General features: G+C 58.8%; 11 protein-coding genes. 3 read left to right on the top strand and 8 right to left on the bottom strand.

Features of this window, described 5'->3' with window-relative positions:
• Nucleotides 1–237: 237 nt before the first annotated feature.
• The 3 genes from AC1DUY_RS04930 to AC1DUY_RS04940 are packed head-to-tail and all read right to left on the bottom strand — an operon-like array spanning nucleotide 238 to nucleotide 5,443.
• Nucleotides 238–3,294 carry an efflux RND transporter permease subunit gene (locus AC1DUY_RS04930; protein WP_478112671.1) on the bottom strand — a complete coding sequence of 1,019 codons (3,057 nt, stop codon included), beginning with the start codon at nucleotides 3,292–3,294 and terminating at the stop codon, nucleotides 238–240.
• Nucleotides 3,291–4,373 (bottom strand): efflux RND transporter periplasmic adaptor subunit, encoded by a 1,083-nt coding sequence (locus AC1DUY_RS04935; RefSeq protein ID WP_478112673.1) that lies wholly within the window; start codon nucleotides 4,371–4,373, stop codon nucleotides 3,291–3,293. Before AC1DUY_RS04935 ends, AC1DUY_RS04930 begins: the two co-directional genes overlap by 4 nt.
• A complete protein-coding gene (locus AC1DUY_RS04940) occupies nucleotides 4,370–5,443 on the bottom strand; it encodes an efflux RND transporter periplasmic adaptor subunit (RefSeq protein WP_478112675.1) in 1,074 nt (357 codons plus the stop codon). The genes AC1DUY_RS04935 and AC1DUY_RS04940 overlap by 4 nt, the downstream gene beginning before the upstream one ends.
• An 89-nt stretch (nucleotides 5,444–5,532) precedes the next feature.
• Between AC1DUY_RS04940 and AC1DUY_RS04945 the strand changes: the two genes are divergently transcribed.
• Nucleotides 5,533–6,171, top strand: coding sequence for a TetR/AcrR family transcriptional regulator (locus AC1DUY_RS04945; RefSeq protein WP_478112677.1), 639 nt, complete (start codon nucleotides 5,533–5,535; stop codon nucleotides 6,169–6,171).
• A gap of 325 nt (nucleotides 6,172–6,496) precedes the next feature.
• Here AC1DUY_RS04945 and AC1DUY_RS04950 read toward each other — a convergent pair whose 3' ends face one another.
• A complete protein-coding gene (locus tag AC1DUY_RS04950) occupies nucleotides 6,497–7,411 on the bottom strand; it encodes a LysR family transcriptional regulator (protein ID WP_478112679.1) in 915 nt (304 codons plus the stop codon).
• Nucleotides 7,412–7,568: 157 nt separating this feature from the next.
• Between AC1DUY_RS04950 and AC1DUY_RS04955 the strand changes: the two genes are divergently transcribed.
• Both AC1DUY_RS04955 and AC1DUY_RS04960 read left to right on the top strand, forming a co-directional pair.
• A complete protein-coding gene (locus AC1DUY_RS04955; RefSeq protein WP_478112681.1) occupies nucleotides 7,569–11,108 on the top strand; it encodes an indolepyruvate ferredoxin oxidoreductase family protein in 3,540 nt (1,179 codons plus the stop codon).
• A gap of 148 nt (nucleotides 11,109–11,256) precedes the next feature.
• The gene (locus AC1DUY_RS04960; RefSeq protein WP_478112683.1) at nucleotides 11,257–12,576 is read left to right on the top strand and encodes an MFS transporter; all 1,320 of its coding nucleotides are present in this window, start codon (nucleotides 11,257–11,259) and stop codon (nucleotides 12,574–12,576) included.
• An 86-nt stretch (nucleotides 12,577–12,662) separates the two neighbouring features.
• On the opposite strand, the gene AC1DUY_RS04965 is transcribed toward AC1DUY_RS04960, so the two are convergent.
• The 4 genes from AC1DUY_RS04965 to AC1DUY_RS04980 form a co-directional block, all read right to left on the bottom strand.
• A complete protein-coding gene (locus AC1DUY_RS04965) occupies nucleotides 12,663–13,112 on the bottom strand; it encodes a MarR family winged helix-turn-helix transcriptional regulator (protein WP_478112685.1) in 450 nt (149 codons plus the stop codon).
• 70 nt (nucleotides 13,113–13,182) lie between these two features.
• Entirely contained in the window at nucleotides 13,183–14,232 is a 1,050-nt protein-coding gene (gene gtdA, locus AC1DUY_RS04970) for a gentisate 1,2-dioxygenase (protein WP_478112687.1), read from the bottom strand.
• Nucleotides 14,229–15,914 (bottom strand): AMP-binding protein, encoded by a 1,686-nt coding sequence (locus tag AC1DUY_RS04975; protein ID WP_478112689.1) that lies wholly within the window; start codon nucleotides 15,912–15,914, stop codon nucleotides 14,229–14,231. The genes gtdA and AC1DUY_RS04975 overlap by 4 nt, the downstream gene beginning before the upstream one ends.
• On the bottom strand, nucleotides 15,911–17,134 hold the full coding sequence (locus AC1DUY_RS04980) for an ABC transporter substrate-binding protein (protein WP_478112691.1): 1,224 nt from the start codon (nucleotides 17,132–17,134) through the stop codon (nucleotides 15,911–15,913). The genes AC1DUY_RS04975 and AC1DUY_RS04980 overlap by 4 nt, the downstream gene beginning before the upstream one ends.
• Between the last annotated feature and the right edge of the window lie 70 nt (nucleotides 17,135–17,204).

Consider the following 17,204-nt stretch of genomic DNA (forward strand, 5'->3'; position numbering starts at 1 on the left):
CGGCCAGGCAGGGAAAGCAGCCTCGCCTTTCGGCTTCTCTCCGCAACCGGCACACTCAAGATAGTCCTCGTGGATCGCCTGCACCGTGACGCGTTCGTCGAATTTCACGCGCCAGCTGCTCGGCGAGCCCTGCCCGACTATCACGCACGGTCTGTCGCCATACTTGGGTGGCGCTGACGGCCCAGAGCGCTCATGCGTACGCGGACGCCGCGAGCGAGACGCGGACACTGTCATCCTTCATCCCGGCCTCCCAGGGTCGGGAGCGGCGATGCGGAACCAAGCCACGTATAGCGCCGGCAGGAAAAGCAGGGTGAGAACCGTTCCGACAATGATTCCACCCATCATCGCGTAGGCCATCGGTCCCCAGAAGATCTCACGCGAGATCGGGATCAGCGCCAGACTAGCCGCCGCTGCCGTCAGCAGAATCGGTCGCATTCGGTGCTCGGTGGCATCGACCACCGCCTCCCATGGCGACTGACCGTCGTTGCGGTGTTGCTCGATCTGCACGATCAGGATCACCGAATTGCGGATCAGGATGCCGATCAATGCGAGAATGCCAAGAATGGCGACGAACCCCATCGGAGCCCGGCTCGGCAGCAGCGCCGCGACGACGCCGATCAAGGCCAGCGGCGCCACCGCGAACACCAGGAACAGCCTGCTGAAGCTCTGCAGCTGCACCATCAGCAGTGTGGCCATGATGATCAGCATTAGTGGAAACACGGCGAGGATCGGCGCCTGCGACTTGCCGCTCTGCTCGACCGCACCACCGATATTTACCGCATAGCCGGGAGGCAGCTTGGCGGAGAACTCGGCGATCGGCACCTTCAGCTGGTCGGAGATGGTCGCAGCCTGCACACTGTCGAGGATGCCGGCTGAAAGCGTGATGGTCGGAAGTCGGGAGCGGCGCCATATCTTCGGCTGTTCGAGTTCGTAGCGGAATTGCGCCACGGCTGCGAGCGGCACCGATTGGCCGCTGCTCGACGACAACTGCAGATTGCGCAGCGTTTCGATCGAGCCGCGTTCGGCTGCATTGGCTCGCGCGAGCACATTGACAAGATAGATATCATCGCGCACCTGCGTAACCGATAAACCGTCCACGATGGCGTTGAGCGTGGTTGCGATCGTCTCCGACGTGACGCCAAGCTGGCGCGCCTTATCCTGCAGGACATCGACCTTGACGACCCGCGCCGGCTCCATCCAATCGAACACCACATTCGACAAATGGGAATTGCCCGAAAGGATGCCGGCAAGCTGCTGCGCATAATGACGGACCTTACCGACATCGGGTCCGGACATCCGGTACTGGACGGGACGGCCCACCGGCGGACCGATATCGAGCAGTTTGACGAACGCATCGGTACCCGGGAAGGTCCTGGTGAGGTAGTCCTGCAATTTTGGCTTTAGACGGTCGCGGGCTTCCACGCTCTTGGTGACGATGACCATCTGGCCGAACGTTACGTCATTGGGCTGAACGTCGAACGACAACAGGAAACGTGGCGCGCCCTGTCCGACATAGGTCGACCAATGGTCGATATCGTCGTTGCCCGTGAGCGCCTCCTTCTCAAACTGTGCCATCTGCGCATTGGTCTCGGCGATCGAACTGTTCTGCGGTAGGTTCCAATCGACTACCAGTTCATTGCGGTCCGACGACGGAAAGAATTGCTGCTGCACATAGCCCATGCCTGCGATCGATAGCGCAAAAGTGGCGACGGTTACGCCGATCGTGAGCCAGCGGTATCGCATGCAGAATACCAAGATACGCCCGAACGCCCTGGCAAACCGCCCCTTTTTCTCGTGGTGGCTCTTCATGGTTTTCGGCAGCAGCGCGACGCCGAGCAGAGGCGTGAACAGCACCGCGACGATCCATGACACGATCAGCGATACCGCGATCACGACGAACAGCGTGAAAGTAAACTCGCCGGCCGCGCTGCTGTTCAGTCCGACCGGAATGAAGCTGGCAACGGTGACCAGCGTTCCGGTCAGCATCGGGAATGCCGTCGACGTATAGACATAGCTCGCGGCTTTCTCGAGCTTGTCGCCGACCTCGAGCCGCGCGACCATCATCTCGACCGCAATCATGGCATCGTCGACCAGAAGGCCGAGCGCGATGATCAAGGCGCCGAGCGAGATGCGCTGCAGCGAGATGCCGGAATAGGACATCACAACAAAAGTAATGGCGAGCACTAGCGGGATCGAGACCGCCACGACGAGACCGGCGCGCATGCCCAGGCTGATGAAGCTGATGGCAAGCACGATCGCAATGGCTTCGAACAGAGCGTGGGTGAAGCCGGAGACCGCATCGTCGACGATCTGCGGCTGGTCCGAGACCAGATGGATCTCGGCGCCGACCGGCAGATCAGCGGCGATGCGCGCCATTTCCTTCTTCAGCGCCTCGCCGAAGTCGAGCAGATTGGCGCCGGCCTTCATGCCGATGGTCAGGCCGATCGCAGTCTCACCCTTGTACCTGAACAGCGACGTCGGCGGATCGGAATAGCCGCGGCGGATGGTGGCGACGTCGGTGAGCGGAAAGAACCGGTCATTGACGCGCAGGTTGATCGCCTTCAGGCTTTCTTCCGAAGTGAACTGGCCGCTGACCCGGACGAGGATGCGCTCCGGACCGGCCTGCAACACGCCCGACGGCGTGATCGCGTTCTGGGCTTGCAGAGATGCGGTGATCGCCTGCTGGTCGATGCCGAGCGCCGCAATCTTGCTGGTCGAGAATTCGAGATAGACCACCTCGTCCTGCGCACCGACGATGTCGACGCGACCGACATTCGGAACCTGCAAAACCTTGGCGCGTACGTCCTCAACACGGTCGCGCAGCTGGCGCTGGGTCAGACCGTCGCTCGTGAAGGCATAGATATTGCCGTAGACGTCGCCGAACCGGTCATTGAAGCCGGGACCGGTTACGCCGCTTGGAAAATCCGGCTTGATATCGGCGATCATGTTGCGGACGCGGAGCCAGGTCGGCACCACGTCTCGCGCCTTCGTATCGTCCCGCAGATTAACGAAGACCGTAGTCTGCCCGGGCACGGTCAGGCTTTTGGTGTAGTCTAGTGATTCAAGTTCCTCGAGCTTTTTCTCGATTCGCTCGGTGACCTGCTTGGTGACTTCCTCGGCAGACGCGCCGGGCCATTTGGCTTGGATCACCATGGTCTTGATCGTGAAGTCGGGATCTTCCTCGCGGCCGAGATGGAGATACGCAAAAAGCCCGGCCACCATGAAAGCGAGCATAAAATACCAGACCAGCGCACGGTGATGCAGGGCCCAGTCGGAGAGATTGAAAGGCTTCACGCGTCTTCCTTTTCGAGCCGGACTTGCTGGCCTTCCTTGAGATGATGCACCCCCGCCGCGACGACGCGCATGCCGGCTTCGATGCCACTGGTAACCGTCACGGAGCCGTCGTCATTCGCGATGATCGCGACATTGCGTGCCGTGACCGACTTGGTGCCGGGATCGACGATCCAGACGCGCGACTTGCCGTCATGCGTGAGGATGGCGCCGGCCGGCAGCCTAAAACCGCGCTGGGAGTTGCCGGGGATGTAGGTCGTAACCGTCGATCCCAGACGAAACGTGTCCGGCGGGGAGTCGAGCGTGACTCGCACGCGACTGAGGCGGGTCAGCGAATCGAATTGCGGGCCGATCTCGCGGACCTTGCCTTCCGCGCGGACTTGCGGATCGACCTGCAGGCTAACAGTCAGCGGCATGCCGATTTCCAGCCTGCCTGCCAGTTCGATCGCGATATCGATGACCGCCTCGCGCACATCGGGGCGGGCCACCGTCACTACGGTCTGCCCTGGAGCGACGATCTGTCCGACCTGCGCGCCCACCGACGCTACGACACCGGCATAATCGGCGTTGCTCTTGGTATAGGTGAGCTGCTCGCGCGCCTTCGCGACATCGGCCTGGGCGCGGACCAAGCCGGCTTCGGCGGAGGCGTAGCTTTGTTCAGCGGAATCCAGTGTCGCCTGGGTATTGGCGCCGGTTTCGATCAGTGTGCGTTGCCGGATGACAGTGCCGGTAGCATTCAGCAGAGAGCCCTGCGCCGTGGTCAGCGCGCCCTGCGATAACTTCACGGCCATTTCGGCGGCGGTCGCGTCGATCGCAGCCAGCAGCTGGCCTTTAGTAACGTTGTCCCCGACATTGACCGGTCGCGCGATCAACCGGCCGAGAACGCGGAATCCATAGTCGGTCTGGTATCTTGGCTGCACCGTTCCGACAATGCTGATGGCATCGGCCGCCGGCGGCGAAACCACGATCGAAAGGATTGGTCGCACTGGTTTGGGCGCGGCTGCTTTCTCGCTGCATCCGGCGAGCAAGCCGACCATTGTAAAACAGACGGCGATCCGGCCAGCGCTCATGACGCGGGTCATAGTTCGATCCCCGCATAGGTGACGCTAGCACCCGGCCGCAGCATTTTTCCGCTGGAGGTGACGACGCGTTCGCCGACCGTGAGCCCGCGCGCGACGACGAAGGAACTGGTTTCGTAGCTCTCGACCGCGATATCGCGCAGTGACACGACATTGGTTTTCTGATCGATCACCCAGACCGCCGGACCCGTCGCCGAGGATGTCATGGCGGCCGACGGCAGAATGATCTTATCGACCGACTGGGTGATCCCTTCGCCGACCACGGCGCTGCCGAGGGTCATCTCCTTCGGGACGTTCAGAATGTCCATCTTGACTTTAACAGTGCCGCTTTTTGGATCCACCGCAGGCGAGATTTCCCGCGGCCGGGCGCGCGCCGTTATTTTTGGGTTCGAAACGAGCGACACCTGGATGCTGTCGCCATCGAGCTTCTGCAGGAAGATTGCTTCATAGACATCGAACACCGCATCGCGCGCACCATCCTGGGCAAGTGTGTAGGACGATTGGGACGACTGGGAGACTTGCCCGATCTCGACGTTGCGGGCGGTGATGATGCCCGAGGCGCTCGCGCGCAGCGTGGTGTAACCGAGCGCGTCGGCCGCGGTCCCCAACTGGGCCTTCGAGGTTTCCAGGCCGCCTTGTGCTGCGTTCAGCGCCTGCTGTGCCTGGTCGTAGGAGACGCGGGTGGTGAAACCGCTGGTCATCAGCGTTTTCTGCCGCTCGAAGTTTGCCGTTGCAACGCGCAACTGGGCTTCGGACGATTTCACCGCGGCTTTCGCACCCTCTACATCGGCAAGTTGTTCGGCCGGATCTATCTTCGCCAGGATGTCCCCCGCGTTGACATGGGCGCCGACATCGACGAACCGCTCGGTCACCCGACCGGTCACCTGGAAAGCAAGGTCGCTGCTGATGCGTGCTTCGACGTCTCCGCTCAATCGGATAGAGGTCTGACGCGGTTGCAGGCGAACGATGTCCGAAGTCACTAGGGTCGGCGATCGCGCGACATCTGGTGCGCGTTCGCAACAAACCAGCAACATCAACGGCAGTAGAGGCGTAATTCTGAAATGAAACTTCATGCAGGGGAACCTAGTGAGCGTTCACTCACTATTATTGACTGACCGGGAAGTCAATAGCGTTTTTCGCCTAAACCGTTTAATGTCTCCCTATGAGTGTAGAAACGAAGAAACGTGCCCGCCGCAAAGTGGAGCGCCCGACCGAGATTCTTGACGCGGCTTTCGAGGAATTCGTCAAAGCCGGATATTCCGCGACACGCCTGGAAGATGTGGCTAAGCGCGCGGGCGTCACCAAAGGCACGATCTATTTTTACTTCGAGACCAAAGAACGCGTCTTTCAAGAGATGATGCGGCACAAGTCGCAAGGACTACTACCGGACCTCGATCGTCTCGCCGGCCAATTCGAGGGGTCCCACGCAGAGCGCTTTCGCACGCTCGTGGTGTTCTTTTTTGGCAGGATCGCAGAAGACCGTACTGAGCGCGAGACGCTCAGGCTACTGATTGCGGAAGGCTCGCGCTTTCCAGACATGGTGGACCAATATTACGATGAGTTCGTGCAGCCGATTCTCAACCATTTCAAACACGTGATCGCTGATGGTATCGCCGCGGGAGAATTCCGAGCGGGGCCGGCAAGCTCGTTCACGGACATCGTCGCCAGCCCAGCGCTATTGTTGAGTATCTGGACCATGCTGTTCGGAACGCGACGCCAGCTCGATATTGCAGCCTTTACAGAAGCAAGCATCGATATGCTCATGAAAGGTATCGAAAAGCCAAGCCGCGATATCCCGTAGGCTTCATCGGCCATAGTTCCGCAGCACGGCTTTTGAAATCGTCTAGGTACCGCGCGAGATACCGCCGATGCCACCGTCGATGCCGACCAGATCGCCGCCGCTCAGCCCGGCGGCGCCGACGAAAGAGTTGGTGTTGTGACTTTCGACAACGCCCATGAAAAGCATCCTTCGGGTCGCGAGATCGACCATACCGACAGCGGGACCCTTCTGCGAGGAGCGGGAAGATTCAGGTCCAGTTTCTTGCTTTTCGGATGCGTAAACGACAACCGAAAGCTGGCCCGGTGGGCGCTTCCCAAGCGATTGGCATAAAGCATCACAAAAACATTTACTTCTCTACGAAGAGTGCTGCCGTCGTCTGCCGCAGCCATTTCAAACCTGGATCATCGGCGAAGCGTGTGTGCCAGTATTGCTGAATTGGGTAGGGTCGAATGTTGATGGGTGGTTCAACCATCCTCAGCTTCTCGAGTCCGACGTAATATTCGGCGACAGATCGGGGAACAGTTACGATCAAGTCGGTGGCGGCGATTATCGCCGGGACTGACAGGAAGTGAGAAGACAAGAGCTGGATACGCCGCCGAAGCCCTTGCTTCTTGAGCAGGGTCTCAAACAGTTCGTTGCTGCGCCCGACCGAGTGGACGACGGCATGTGACAATTCGAGAAAAGTCGCAAGACTCACCGAACGCGACCGTACGATGGGATGATCGTCTCGAACGAGACAGACCAGTGAGTGCATGAAGAGCCGCCGCCTCACCAATCCCGGGCCTCTCAAGTTGGGAAAATAACCGAGCGCAAGATTAACGTTGCCGGATGCGAGCGCTTCCTCCATGTGATCGTTGGAGATTTGCTCGCAGCGTAAATTGCACATTGGTGCATGTTTCGCGAGATGAGCAGCCAATTTCGGCAGGAAGTGAACTTCTCCGACGTCCGGCGTCGTCAGCACGAACTCGCGGCGCGCCGTTCCGGGATTGAATGCAGATCGCCCGGTCACGGCGGACTCGACGGCTTTGATGGCCTGCTCGGCAATGGGGACCAGTTCCTCACAAAACGATGTCGGCAACATGCCTCGCGATGTGCGCACGAAAAGATCGTTTCCGACCGCTTTGCGAAGACGCGCCAGTGCAAGACTGGCTGCGGGCTGGCTGAGATCAAGCTCTTCAGCCGCCTTCGAAACGCTGCGCTTGCGGTGGAGCGAGATCAAAAGCCGCATAAGGTTGAGATCCAGCTGTCGGTCGTGACGCATGCCGATGTCCCTACTCCATGTGTTATTTGAAAAACCAATATATATAATAACCCATACTTTATTGCACCAATGTTAGGCTTGTTCTTACCTCGCACCCATAACGGCTACGACCGCCCGCGCCAGTGGCGGCCGTCGATCAAAAAAATGGGTGGAAACGATGGCAGGGAAGCAGTCCGATCGGCGGCCGTCATTGAACGATCGCTATCGTGTGGAGGACGGCCGTCTTTTCCTAACCGGCAATCAGGCGCTGGTGCGAATGCTCATTGAGCAGATGAGGAGCGATCAGGCCGCCGGAATCCGGTCCCGCGCATTCGTTACTGGCTATCCGGGGTCGCCGCTCGGAAGTATCGACCTGGCGCTGAAGCAAGCGAGCAAGTATCTAGCCGAATTCGGCATCACTCACCTTCCGGCACAGAACGAAGAATTTGCCGCGTCATCCTTGATGGGGACGCAGATGCTCGACGAGCATCCGCATGACGACGTCGACGGCGTTGTCGGCTACTGGTATGGCAAGGGTCCCGGACTCGATCGTGCGGGCGATGCCCTCAAGCATGGCAATTTTGCCGGGACCAGCAAGAACGGCGCGGTCGTCATCCTGAGTGGTGAGGACCATGAAGCTAAGAGTTCGACCGTTCCTTACCAGCAGGAATTCGCCTTCGAGCATCACGGCATTCCCGTTTTATATCCTGCTGACATTCAGGAGTTTCTCGATTTCGGGCTGCACGCCGCGGCGCTATCCAGGTTCAGCGGATGCTGGGTGGCGTTAAAGCTTGTCGGAACCCTTTGCGACGGCGGAGAAGTGGTGCAGGTCCATCGCCAGGGGATCGCCATTGAAACTCCACATGTCCAAACCGCGGCTGGGCCTTTCGTCAAGGTGGCAAACCATCGTTTCTTCCCCGTCGTCAATGTGGAAACGGAGCGTAAGCTGTATGAGGAACGGCATGCGGCCGTACTCGCTTACGCCAGGGCCAATTCCATCAACAAGATAATGGCAAGCAGTCCGGACGACGAGATCGGCATCATCAGCGCGGGAAAGAGCTGGTCCGACACGTTGCAGGCGCTGCATGATCTCGGTCTATCACACGCGACTTCTACGTCCCGCATCCGATTGGCCAAGGTTGGACTGGTTTGTCCTCTGGACAAGGAGTTCATCAAGCAGTTTGCCCACGGCTTGAAGACGGTGATCGTCATCGAGGAAAAACGAGATTTTTTGGAGCGGCAGGTCGCTGCCGCAGCGATCGGCACCTCCGTCATTGAGGTACTCGGCAAGACCAGCCGAAATGGTAAGGCTCTCTTTCCCACCCACGGCGGAATGAATAGCGACCTCATTGCGGATCGGTTGGCGGCAATCCTGGGACTGACAATCCAGTCTCAAGCGGTTTCGGCTCCGACAGTCGACAAGGGTGACGAGCCGCGCATGAATCGAACGCCGAACTATTGTTCAGGCTGCCCTCACAACACATCCACGCTTCTCGCCCCCGGACAGATGGCGTGGGGCGCGCCCGGCTGTCACCTCTTTGCTGCGTTGATGGACAATCCACAAAAGCGCGTGGAGGCAACGACCCAACTGGGCGGAGAGGGGCTGCCCTGGGTCGGCCTATCACCCTATACAAGTCGCAGCCATATCGTGCAGAATCTCGGCGACGGCGCGCTATTTCACTCAAGCTATCAAAATATCCGATACGCGGTGACGACCGGAATTAATATTACGTTCAAGATCCTGTTCAACGGTGTGTTAGCCAATACGGGTGGACAGGATGCTGTCTCGACCGCAACCATCGCAGATCTACTGACCCATCTCGCGCTGGACAAGGTCGTGCGCATCGTACTGATCAGCAAGGAGCCCGAACGCTACCTGGACGTAAAGCTACCAGCCATTGTCGAACAGCGCGAGGTTTCGCAACTCGAAAGCACGATGGCAGAATTGGCCTCAGTCCCCGGCGTTACTATATTACTTTATGACGGAATATGTGCCAACGAACGCCGCCGCCGTCAGAAGCGCGGACTGCTTCCCGCGCCTACAAAGTTCACCTTCGTCAATGAGGATGTCTGCGAAAACTGCGGAGACTGCGGTGTCAAAGCCAACTGCATGTCGTTGCAGAAGGTTGACACAGAGTTTGGTCCAAAGACTCAGATCCATCAGTCATCCTGCAATCAGGATCAGGCCTGTGTCGTCGGGGAGTGTCCGTCTTTCGTAACTGTTGAAGTGGACGACGGCGTTTCGCTGAAGAAGCCATCGCGCGCGGAACTCGATACGTCTTGGCTGCCCGAACCGGTATATGAGCCGATCACGCGAACTTACAGCATCTATATTCCGGGCCTAGGTGGCACGGGCGTTCTGACCGCAAGCGCCATGCTCGCCCAGGCGGCGGCTCTCGATGGTCTGGAGGTGAAAACGTACGACCAGACAGGCGCCGCCCAGAAATGGGGACCCGTTCTGTCCAGCCTGGTACTGGCGCCGCACGGCGCCGTCCCGTTGACAAACACGGTTGGTCGCGCAAAGGCGGATCTTTATTTGGCACTCGATCTACTAGCGGCGGTTGAGCCGGCCAACCTAGCCCGTTGCGACATGCGTCGCACGAAAGCCGTGATTAATGTCGACGTCTTGCCGAACGGCGAGATGATCCGCGACGTACGAATCAAGCCGCCGATCGATGAGATGCGGAACCGCGTCGCAGCATCGACGAATGGAGACGCTGCGCTCGCCATTGACGCGCGACAAATCTCCGAAGCGCTGCTTGGGGATTACCTCATGACGAACATGGTAGCCATTGGGGCTGCCTATCAGGCAGGGTGGCTGCCGATTTCTGGGGCCTCGATCAAGACTGCAATCGAGCTAAACGGCGTTCAAGTTCAAGCCAATCTTCTCGCGTTCGACGCCGGGCGCATGTGGCAATGCGATCCCCAGCGGATGAGCGTCATGATGAAGCCGCGGTCGCCGCTCCTAGCTAACCGGATTAATCCGACGCCGAGCCTGTCGGTCAGTCGTGCCTTGAACGACATCTATTCAGCGAACGCCGCGATAAGCGCGTCAACAAAAGATATTATCTCCAAGCGATTCGCGGACCTCGTCGACTATCAGGGCCTCCGCTATGCCCATCGTTATATCGATACCGTGCTTCGCGTTGCAGATACGGAACGTAATGTCACGCACTCGCCCGAAGAGACGTTAATAAAGACCGTTGCGCGCAATCTTCACGCTTTGATGGCCTATAAGGACGAGTATGAAGTGGCACGGCTTCTAACGTGCGAGTCATTTGAACAGCGTTTGCGCGAGAGCTTTAACGGACCCGTTCGCATCAAGTATAATTTGCAACCGCCGCTGGGGCGGCGTTTGGGCATCAGCCGAAAAGTCCGGCTGGGCCCCTGGTTCAGACCGCTTATGGTCGTCCTCGCGCGGCTGAAGTTTCTGCGCGGAACCCCATTTGATCCATTCGCAAGGCTGCCTTCCCGGTGTGAAGAGCGTGAACTCATTCACTGGTATCTCACCCTTGTCGACATCGCGCTGCCGCTACTTCGGCGGGACAACATCCGTAAGATCAACGAGTTACTTTCGCTGCCCGAGGACATCAGAGGGTTTGAGCGCGTCAAATCGGAAGCGGTCGAGAAAGCCAAGCAGCGGGCGAGAAAGCTCTTGTCATCGCTCGCGCCGGCGCATGACAAGCCGCCTCGAAGGGCAACTCTCGAACTGGCCTAGCCGCGGACAATTCGGGAATGAGGATCGCAAACCGGTCTTTGGCTCTCATCGCACTGCGGGACTGAGACGATCAACGCCAACGGTTTGCAGCCCGAGATGCAAAGCCGATCGCAAATCAACTCGGGTCATCAAACGGAGGGACATGATTATGAGCGAGCACGGAACCACCGCGACAATCACGCCATCATCGCAGCGAAAGACAAAGTCGGAACAAGCCGAACATCGAAAATTGCTGGTGGCGGGAGCCATCGGAACGACCATCGAATGGTACGATTTTTTTCTTTACGGCCTCATCGCTCCCTTTGTCTTCGAACGGCTTTTCTTTCCGAAATTCGATCCAACGACCGCAACGATCGCCGTTTTCGCGACGTTCGCGGTGGGCTTCATCGCCCGTCCCCTCGGCGGCGTGATATTCGGCCATTTCGGAGACGTGGTGGGCCGAAAGTCGGTCCTTCTCTCGACAATGCTCATTATGGGCCTAGCGACCATGACCATGGGCCTGTTGCCAACCTACGAAGCGGCCGGCATCGCGACCACGATCGCGTTAGTGCTTCTAAGATTCCTGCAGGGTTTCGCGCTCGGCGGCGAGGCCACAGCTGCCGGCCTGATGGCCGTCGAAACGGCCGACAAAAATTCGCGCGGTCTGTCGGGGTCGGTGATTCAGGCCGCAGGGCCGATCGGCGTGGTGCTGGCATCGCTCTCGGCGCTTTTGATCACCAGGCTTCCCGAAGCGGATTTACTTTCGTGGGGATGGCGCATTCCATTCGTCGCCAGCGGCGTGCTGGTGGCCGTCGGGCTCTATCTACGCTACGGCATCGAGGAATCCAAGATGTTCAAAATAGCGGAGACGACAGAGCGGCCTGCCATGAAAGCGCTCAAGGAACATCCGAGGCAAATTCTGATCGTCTTCTTCATCGAGCTTGCGCAGACGTCGTTCTTCTACCTCACGGCAATCTACACTCTTTCGTACGCAACACAGGTGCTCGGCGTCGCGCGTGGGACGCTTGCCCAAGCAGTCCTGATCGCAAATATCGTTGGATTGTTCTGCGTGCCGTTCTTCGGGGCACTATCCGATCGTGTCGGCCGCCGGCCCGTTTACGGAGCCGGCCTCGTCCTCGCAGCAATATCCATGCTGGTATTTTACGATGTCCTGGCGATGGGGAATGCGGTTTATCTTACGATAGCGATCGTCGTCACAGCCGGCATCGTACATCCAATGATGTTCGGACCGGAAGGGAGCTTTTTCCCAGAGCTGTTCCCGACCGCCGTTCGCTTCAGCGGCGTCTCGATCGGAAAACAGTTCGGGACTGTGTTGGGCGGCGGTATCGCACCGTTGGTCGCGGCCACGCTCTACGCTCATTTCGGATCGACGACGGCGATTAGCGTTTACTTCCTCGTTCTGGCAACGGGGGGAGGCATCGCTCTGGCGATGGCCCGCGAGACTGCTAAGGGTGCGCTCGACCATTGATGGGAACGACGTTGCACAAAGTTGCCAGCCGTCATCGACGACGGCTGGCACGATACCGGCTGGCGTGAAATCCGCCTCATCGTTCTTCACGTATGTTTGTAGTCCATGATCCGATGATACATCTCGCGGAGAAGGCGGCGCACGATATCGACTTCCTCCTTCGAGAAATTCGACACGATGATCTTCTCATAAACGAGGGCAGCCGGCGTCAGCTCCTCGACCAGCTCTTTGCCGCGACGCATTAACGTCACCGTGATCTCGCGCTTGCTCAGCTTGGAGCGCTTCTTTTCGATCAGATGCCGACGCTGCATCCCCTCGGTTAGTCTGGAAAGCGTCGATGAGTCGATGCTGGTATGCACGGACAGCTCGATCAGTTTCTGATCGCCCATGTCATGCAGGACTGACAAGACGCGCCAATGAGCGATCGTCAACTCGTGTGCGGCGAGGTCCCGGGAGAAGATCTCGTTGACAGCGGAGGCAAGCCTATTGGTCAGATAAGGTATGCGCTCTTCGAGGGCGTAATTCAGCTTCTTCATGTGCGACTTTTGTAAAGTCGCACCGTATTATTGTGGTGCAACCGAGGCAAGCCGGTTCTATACCGGCAACCTAATGTTTTTCTTCCCGGAACAGGCCCAGCTTCTCGTGAACCGGTCGATCCGAGAACGAGAATATGACGCAGTCGCCCTCAGTAGCGCGGATTGTGTAGGGGCTCCAGCCGGGCATCGAGAACACGTCGTTTTCCCGCAGTATTTCAGACGGTCGGCCATCGACGACAATTTCGGCCGCGCCTTCGAGCATGACCAACACGGCGCTGTCAGTCGAACGATATTTCTCAGTCGAGAAGCCTGCCGGAAGCAACCTCATCGTTGGGCCCAATGTAGGCATCACCCAATCGCCATTGACCGGATTGACGTATCGCAGGCAGATGCCGTGATGGGGATCGATCTCGCCCGTTCGCGCAAGCTGAAAGAGAGCTTCCCGCGTTCGCGCATAGGGATAGTTGAAGATCGGTGAGGTGGATGATTCCGGCCGGTAATTGACCGGCATCAGCCCGCTTCCGAACCGTGCTTCGGAATAGCCCTCGGGTCGTGTGGTGGCCTGGGCTGACTCCCGGTGCTCTTCGCGAAAGCCTGTCTTCAGGAATCCGACAAGCGGTACGTCGAGGCAATCCATCCAGATCACCGGTCCTTCACCATCATGTCCGTGGTCGTGCCAGGTCCAGAAAGGGGTCAGAATGAGATCCCCGCGATGCATGGCTGTTCGCTCGCCGTCTACGGCTGTATAGCCACCCTCACCCTCCAATACGAAGCGGAGCGCCGATTGGGTGTGGCGATGGGCAGGTGCGATTTCGCCCGGCAAAATCAGCTGAAGTCCCGCGTAAAGCGTGTCCGTGATTTGCGAACGCCCACGCAAAGCAGGATTTTCCAGCACCAGAACGCGCCGTTCGGCCTCCTCGGCGCTTATCGACGAACCAGCTGCGAGCAACTGCGGGCGGACGGTCGACCAATGCCAGACATATGGCGTTGCGACCGGCCGGGGATCTGAAGGAACTAGGCCTTTCAGAACCTCCCAAAGCGGCGCGAGGTTCAGGGAATCGAGCTCTCGGTAAAAGTCGCCGCGATCGACGCTGTTTCTCAAAATGTTCTGCTGGTTCATGCGCTCTCCTTTCGAGAACTGGTTGTCGGGCTTGGCCGAGCTTCCTCGGCGAGACGATCCGCGATAGCGGCGCGCAATGCGGCGCGATCTAGCTTGCCCACCCGGGTGACCGGAAACGCTTCGATCAATTCGATCCGCTCGGGCAGCTTGAATTTTGCCAGACCTTTGGCGAGGAGAAAGGGCGTGATGTCGGAGAGCGTGACGAGTTGACTGCCCGGCTTCGGAATAATGAAAGCGCACGCCTTCTCGCCGTAGATCGGGTCTGGCATCGCTACGATCTTGCCGTCCGCGACATCGGGATGTTGTGCAATCAGATGCTCGATATCCTCGGTGCCAAACTTCTCTCCGCCGCGGTTGATATTGTCGCGCATCCGGCCCTCGAAGACGAAGGCGTATCGGCCATCGATCTGCACGCGACGCATCAAATCGGCGGTACGAAAGAAACCGTCGCTCGTCAAACTCGACCCGGACAATTCGGGAGCAGCGAAATAGCCTCTCAGCGAGGATGGGCCTTTGAAACAGAGTTCGCCAACTTCGCCATCCTCGACAATTTGCTCGGTTCCCGGTTGCAGAAGCCGGATCTCGTCGAAGGCCGAGCACGGAGAGCCCACCGAAGCGTGCCGGACGGAAGCTGGATCGTCCGGGCGTGCGGTTAAAACCAGACCTTCGGTGATCCCGAACATATTCGTCGTTGCGACACCTGTCGCGCGCTCAATCGGTGCCGCTCCCTGCAGGGTGAGAAAAAACCGCAAACTGGAAAGATCGAAGCGATTTATTCCGTCGAACGATGYGATCGCCGGGGCGTGCGGACCGATCGTAAAGGCGTGGTTGACCTTCCAGCGTTCAATCAGCGCAAGAAACCGCTCAGGATCCCAGCGCGGCACGAGCACGGTGCAGCATCCATAGATCACGGTCCGCAGCAGCGCGAACATCATGCCGGCGTTGTGCATAAGGGGAAGCGCCCAAATCCCGACGTCGCCGGCCTGCATATCGTAGCGGTCGCACCATTGCCGCACATGTCCGAGGTATTCTGCGTGAAACCTCGGTATCACTTTCGGCACCCCCGTAGAGCCGCCGGATAGCTGCAGAACGGCCACATCCTGGCTGGATATTGCGGGCCGCGCCGTAATGACGGTGGGTGTCTTCCAGGTCTCGGAAGACGTGATGTGAAAAGCGTGCTTCTCCGATGGGGCCGCGAAGGCGATTACATGCGCAATCGATTTCTCTCGCGCCACATCCTTGGCGAACTGCACTAGATCGAAGGCACCGTCACCACTCTGAACGAAGTAGGCGGACGGACGTGTGACGTCGGCCAGCTTGTACATCTCGATTTCACGGTATTGCGGGATCGTGCAGACGGGGATCACCCCCGCCTTCAGGCAAGCGAAGAAAGAAACGACGGTCTCGATACTCGTGCCCATCTGGAAAAGAGCGCGGTCGCCCGCTTTTAGCCCACGCTCACCGAGAATGCGGGCGAGTTCATGCGCCCGCATTCCGAGCTCAGCGAATGTCAACGTCACATCGCCGCATACGAAAGCCGTCTGATTGCCGTAACGCTCGCAGCATTCGTCGAGCTGCTGATCGATGCGCCGATCGATCCATGCGCCGCAACGGAAGAAACGTTCGGCCGCGACGGCGTCCGCATAGACGACCTCGTCCAGTGGTACGCTTGGTCCACTCACTTCACGGCTCCAGGCACCAAGGGGCAGTTCCCGGCGTTTACGGGCCTGAATGCCGCTTCGGCCGAAATGGTGTCGATGAGTTTGTAATAGTCGAACGGATAGCGACTCTCTTCCGGCTTTTTGACCTGGAACAAATAGATCGGATGCACGGCACGGCCGTCGGCCCGGACGGTGGTTTCGCCGAACAATGGATCCTTGATCGGGGCGCGCTTCATTTCCGGAACGGCAATTTTCGCTTCATCCGATCCGCCGGCTGCGACCGCGCGCAAGTAGGCGAGAGTTGATGAATAAACGCCGGCTTGATTTGCACTCGGAACCTTGCCGCCCATCCGCGCCGCGAAGCGCTTCGAAAACGCGCGCGTCTCTTCGTTCATATCCCAGTAGAACGACTCCACCAGCAACAGACCGTTAGCGGTCTTCAATCCGATCGCATGGATATCGTTGACGAACACCAGGAAAGCCAAGAGCGACTGACCGCCCCGCATGATCCCGAACTCGTCGGCCTGCTTGATGGCATTGATCGTATCCGTTCCCGAGTTGGCCAGCCCGATGACATCCGCTTTGGACGCCTGAGCGCTCAGCAAGAAGGAGGAGAAGTCTGCCGTTGCAAACGGATGGCGCGCCGAGCCTTTGATGCTACCGCCTTCTGCCACGACGAAGGACGTTGCCTCGGTCTCCAGTGCCGTACCGAGCGCAAAATTCGCGGTCAGGAAATACCAGCTTCTACCGCCGCGCTTTGCTATGGCAGACGTTGTCGCACGCGCGGAAGCCCATGTGTCATTGACCCATTGAACAGTGTTCGGTGAGCAATACTGCCCGGTCAGGTCTGATGTGGCCGTGCTGGATGCCAGCAGCGTCATCTTCGTGCCGCGCAACAGAGAGTTTAACGCAAGACCGACTGCCGAATTCGGCACATCGACGATGGCATCGACACCATCGACATCCAGCCATCGACGAGCGATGGCCGTCGCCACGTCAGGCTTGTTCTGATGATCGGCGGAGATGATTTCGACCTTCAAATTCTTGCCGCCGCCGGCGAAGTCCTCAACCGCCATCAGCGCCGCCTCGAGCGAGCCTGGCCCATTGGTGTCCTGAAAGATGCCCGACATGTCGTTGAGTACCCCAACCCTAACCACACCGCCGGAAACTTCAGCTTGTGCAGCGCAACTCGATATCGCCGCTGCAGTGCAAAGCGTCGCTGCTAACAATGTCCTGTACATCGATCGTTCCTCTCCCGGTCATGATTGCTCGACTGCATCGCCGTTCATCGACGGCTTGACGACGATTAAT

The sequence above is a fragment of the Tardiphaga sp. P4_G1 genome, from assembly GCF_056401215.1.

Excerpts from the sequence above, each read along its gene's own strand:
- AC1DUY_RS04935 (WP_478112673.1), bottom strand. The coding sequence starts at position 4,373 with ATGACCCGCGTCATGAGCGCTGGCCGGATCGCCGTCTGTTTTACAATG.
- AC1DUY_RS04940 (WP_478112675.1), bottom strand. The coding sequence starts at position 5,443 with ATGAAGTTTCATTTCAGAATTACGCCTCTACTGCCGTTGATGTTGCTG.
- AC1DUY_RS04945 (WP_478112677.1), top strand. The coding sequence starts at position 5,533 with ATGAGTGTAGAAACGAAGAAACGTGCCCGCCGCAAAGTGGAGCGCCCG.
- AC1DUY_RS04950 (WP_478112679.1), bottom strand. The coding sequence starts at position 7,411 with ATGCGTCACGACCGACAGCTGGATCTCAACCTTATGCGGCTTTTGATC.
- AC1DUY_RS04955 (WP_478112681.1), top strand. The coding sequence starts at position 7,569 with ATGGCAGGGAAGCAGTCCGATCGGCGGCCGTCATTGAACGATCGCTAT.
- AC1DUY_RS04960 (WP_478112683.1), top strand. The coding sequence starts at position 11,257 with ATGAGCGAGCACGGAACCACCGCGACAATCACGCCATCATCGCAGCGA.
- AC1DUY_RS04965 (WP_478112685.1), bottom strand. The coding sequence starts at position 13,112 with ATGAAGAAGCTGAATTACGCCCTCGAAGAGCGCATACCTTATCTGACC.
- gtdA (WP_478112687.1), bottom strand. The coding sequence starts at position 14,232 with ATGAACCAGCAGAACATTTTGAGAAACAGCGTCGATCGCGGCGACTTT.
- AC1DUY_RS04980 (WP_478112691.1), bottom strand. The coding sequence starts at position 17,134 with ATGTACAGGACATTGTTAGCAGCGACGCTTTGCACTGCAGCGGCGATA.